Genomic DNA, 4,069 nt, shown 5'->3' with positions numbered 1-4,069 from the left:
CATATGACCACTGTAGCCGGCATAACGGATAAAGAAACTTGAAATGCATACCTGCGCACCCACATATGCAAATTGGGCGATCACGCCCCAGCGGAAATGCACGTGCCTGAATACACGAAGATTGATCATCTGCCCATCGCTGTGCTCTTCCTGTGTTTTGGGAAATGATACGATCCTGAACAGCAATGCTGTAAGCAGCAACACGCCTGCAATTACAAGATAAGGTACCTGCACGGAACGGGCTTCTGTGAGCAGGTATTGGTTCAGCGCTTCGGGCGACATACTATTGCTTTCTGCTACTGTTAGCTCCTTCCCGGAAAGAATAACCTTGCTCAGGAAAAAGGCCGCTACAAAGGCGCCCAGGCCGTTGAAAGCCTGCGCAAAGTTTAGCCGCTGCACCGCTGTTTCCGGTGCGCCCATAATGGTGATATACGGGTTGGCAGCGGTTTCAAGGAAGGTCATACCTGCCGCAACAAGAAACAATGCAAAAAGAAAAAGCCCGAAGGAACGTAACTCAGCCGCGGGGAAGAACAGTATAGCGCCGGCTGCTGCAATGAGCAAACCCGTGATGATACCGGTTTTATAACTCCATTTACGCATCACCCAGGCTGCCGGCAGCGCAAAGAAGAAATAGCTGATCCAATAGGCAGCGTCAATGAAGGCCGACTGGAAATCATTCAGCTGGCAGGCTTTACGCAGGTGCGGTATGAGCACGGGTATCAGGTTGCCGGTGAGCGCCCATAAAAAGAACAGGCTGATAATTAGGATGGAAGCGGTTTTCAGCTGCCGGGCAGCGGTTGATGCCGGTACTTCCTGTTTAACGGCTACAGTGGAATTCATAAAGGATTTTTTTAGTTACATGCGATAGGTCTCTACATTATTCGTAAGCTGGCCTATATGATCTATGCTGATCTCTACACGGTCGTTGTCCCGCAGGGTGAAACTATTGTCGGGCACCAGGCAGGTGCCAGTCATCAGGAAACAACCATCGGGGAAAGCACAGCCACGGTACAGGAAATCCACCAGTTCCTGGTGGCTACGTTTCATCTGGCTGATGGGCACACTATCTGAGTACTGTACTTCATTGTTACGGTAAATAGCCATGCGGATCATTGTGTCTGCGGGAATCGGTACATCAGGCACCATGAGACAGGGACCAAGCCCGGCGCATTTTTCGTATACTTTTGCCTGCGGCAGATACAATGGATTTTCCCCTTCTATGCTACGGGAGCTCATGTCGTTGCCTACTGTATAGCCTTCAATTGTTCCTTTAGCAGAGATAAATAAAGTAAGTTCCGGCTCTGGCACATCCCAGGAAGAATCTGCCCGGATATACACGGTTTGGCCATGACCTGATACGCGATGCGGCGTAGCTTTGAAGAATAGTTCCGGGCGTTCGGCTACATACACTTTATCATAAAAAGTGGCGCCGCCGGAATCTTCTGATTCTTCCATGCGGGCAGTCCGGCTCCGGTAATAGGTAACGCCGGCAGCCCATACTTCCTGCGAACCGATGGGCGGCAGTAAAGAGGTAGCAAGTATTTTTTCCGCTGCAGATGTTTCAACAGGCTCCAGCCCTTTGAGATCTTCCAGTATACGTTGATGCAATCCTTCCCTGTTCACAAAATCGTTCCACCCGGCAATAACAGTGTAGTATTTTTCCTGGTAAGCAATAAGTAAAGTGGTAGTGGTTTTATAAATGCGGATGATATTCATTGGAAGTTATTTGTTGGTGAGAAAATGTTGTACGTCTTCCAGCGATAGCTGCCAGAGCTGCATAGCCAGCGCCTGCAACGCTTTGCGATCGCCTTCAAAATGCAGAGTGGTCTGGCGGTAACGGAGCGATTCTCCCGCCTTCAACGCACGTGCATCGGAAGAGGATTCTACTTCGTAGAAGGGCCCCATTTGTGTGCCATCGGCCAGCGGACCGTCGTTGTAACAATTCACTGCATCCCCTTTGAATGGTTCTTTCTGTAGTTCCCATTTGGAATTTACATAGCGTCCCTGTGGCGCTACGTCATAAAGTAAAACGGTGAGCGTATTGTTTTCAAGGTCAATACTACCGGCGCCTCTTTTGGCTACAAGGGGAGAGAGGCCCAGCTTGCCGCGCGATTTGCCGTTGGCACGGAACAGTAACAGGCTGTCTTTCACCTGTAAGTTTTCCGGCGGGATCTTTCCAAAGTAATCATCCGTGATATGTTTGGTTGCATCCGGACCTGGTCTGAAAGGCGCTACAATAGCGGTTTGATCGGAAGGCTTAAACATGCCAAGCAACCATATGCTGAGCAGCCCGTTTTCTTCCTGCCAGGCGCTATCGCCTTTATTGGTGATGGTATTGTCTGTTTCGTAAGCTACGCTGCGGATCCCTTCAGGCAAGGGGAACCCGATACCCGAAACGATATCAGCATTGTTCAACAGCCGGATGGTCCTGTTGATCTGCAATTGAAAGGTGCTGCCTTTATAGTTTTGAATGCTGCCCTGCTGCTGGTAAGTAATGCTGTTTTCTGATTGCGCAGTTACTGTATAGTGTGCCGTATCAATCAGGCCGGGTGTTTGCCAGTTGGCAAAGTCGAAAGGTTTTCCTGGTGGGAAGAAAAGCGCATACTGTCCGCCTTCCGGCCCCAGCCAGAAGCGTTCTTCACCGCCAAAGGCATTGATATGCGGCGCGTATTGCTGAGATGCTACAAGATGATAGTTGATCCAGCCAAAGCTTTTCCCTTTATCGCCCCCGGTGGTGCTGGTCATTACGCGTGCCTGGTAGTCGCCCGTTACCACTACCCGGCCGCTGTCGCTTCCATTTTTCAGTACTACTACGTTCTCCAGGTGTTGTTGTAAAAAGGCTACATCTTCACCAAAATTTTCCGGCTTCATTTCTTTTTGTTCTTTCGTTGGCCCGGCGCCGTTACAGGCAAAAAGCCCTGCAGCAATACAACCGGAGAGAAGGATATTTTTCATAACGAAGACATTTTTTAGCGTGATAAAAAACAAACTATAGTGATACCCCTCTTTTCCAGGGAATGAAGTCGTCCTGTCCCAGCACCTGTGCTTTGGTCTGGTACTCGCCGCTGGCGGTGGCTATCACCAGTTCCATGATGCGGTTGGTAACTTCCTCCATGGTTTCTTCCCCACTGATAATAGTGCCGGTATCAAGGTCAATGATATCATGCATTTTGCGGGCAAGGGCACTGTTGGTAGATAGCTTGACTACTGGTGTAACCGGGTTGCCGGTAGGCGTGCCAAGACCGGTAGTGAACAATACCAGGTTAGCGCCGGCGCCTACTTCCGCAGTGGTGGATTCCACATCGCTGCCGGGTGTACAAAGCAAGGCAAGTCCCGGGCGCTGTATCCATCCGGGGTAGTCTATTACATCTGTTACCGGGGAGGAGCCTCCCTTTTTAGCAGCTCCGGCCGATTTGATAGCATCAGTGATCAAACCATCGCGGATATTACCGGCAGAAGGGTTGGAGTCGAAGCCTGACCCTACCGCTTCCGCTCTGCTGGCATAGTCGCGCATCAGCTGCACATATCGTGTAGCCATTTCCGTAGTTATGCAGCGATCGCTCAGTTCCTGTTCCACGCCGCATAGTTCCGGGAATTCTGATAGTATTACGGAACCGCCCAGTGCTACCAGTATATCGGCCACTTTCCCAACAGCAGGGTTGGCGGAGATACCGGAAAAACCGTCGGAGCCGCCGCATTCCATACCTATACATAATTTGCTGAGAGGAGCGGGGCGCCGTTGCCATTGGTTGGCATAGGCTAATCCCTCAAATGTTTGCTGAAGAGCTTTGGTCATCAGCGTTTTCTCCGAGCCTTCCTGTTGCTGTTCCAGGTAAATCACGGTTCTGTCGAAGCCCGGTGATCTTTTTTCAATTTCTTCTTTGAGGATACTGATCTGTGCATTCTGGCAGCCGAGGCTTAACACTGTTGCGCCGGCCACGTTGGGATGTGTAATATAACCTGCCAGTAAACCACAGAGCGTACGGGCGTCATCTTTTGTGCCACCGCAGCCCATGGTATGTGTGAGCAGTTTAATGCCGTCAATGTTTGGAAAGGCACGGGTGGGAAG

4 protein-coding genes are annotated in these 4,069 nt (G+C 50.6%); all 4 read right to left on the bottom strand.

What is annotated here, in order from left to right; all coding sequences use genetic code 11:
• On the bottom strand, window positions 1-840 hold an 840-nt coding region (locus VIM72_RS23530), incomplete at its 3' end, for an MFS transporter (RefSeq protein WP_332005267.1).
• A gap of 15 nt (window positions 841-855) precedes the next feature.
• Entirely contained in the window at window positions 856-1,716 is an 861-nt protein-coding gene (locus VIM72_RS23525) for a fumarylacetoacetate hydrolase family protein (RefSeq protein WP_332005266.1), read from the bottom strand.
• Between the two features lie 6 nt (window positions 1,717-1,722).
• Window positions 1,723-2,955, bottom strand: a complete 1,233-nt coding sequence (locus tag VIM72_RS23520) for a DUF6786 family protein (RefSeq protein ID WP_332005265.1) — start codon at window positions 2,953-2,955, stop codon at window positions 1,723-1,725.
• Window positions 2,956-2,989: 34 nt separating this feature from the next.
• Window positions 2,990-4,069, bottom strand: a 1,080-nt coding sequence (locus VIM72_RS23515) for a UxaA family hydrolase (protein ID WP_332005264.1), incomplete at its 5' end; no start/stop codon positions are given.

The organism is Chitinophaga sp. (genome assembly GCF_036569185.1).
In the GTDB taxonomy this organism is placed as follows: domain Bacteria; phylum Bacteroidota; class Bacteroidia; order Chitinophagales; family Chitinophagaceae; genus Chitinophaga.
Note: the sequence above shows the minus strand (reverse complement) of the source record. Positions and strands in the feature narration are given on the sequence as shown.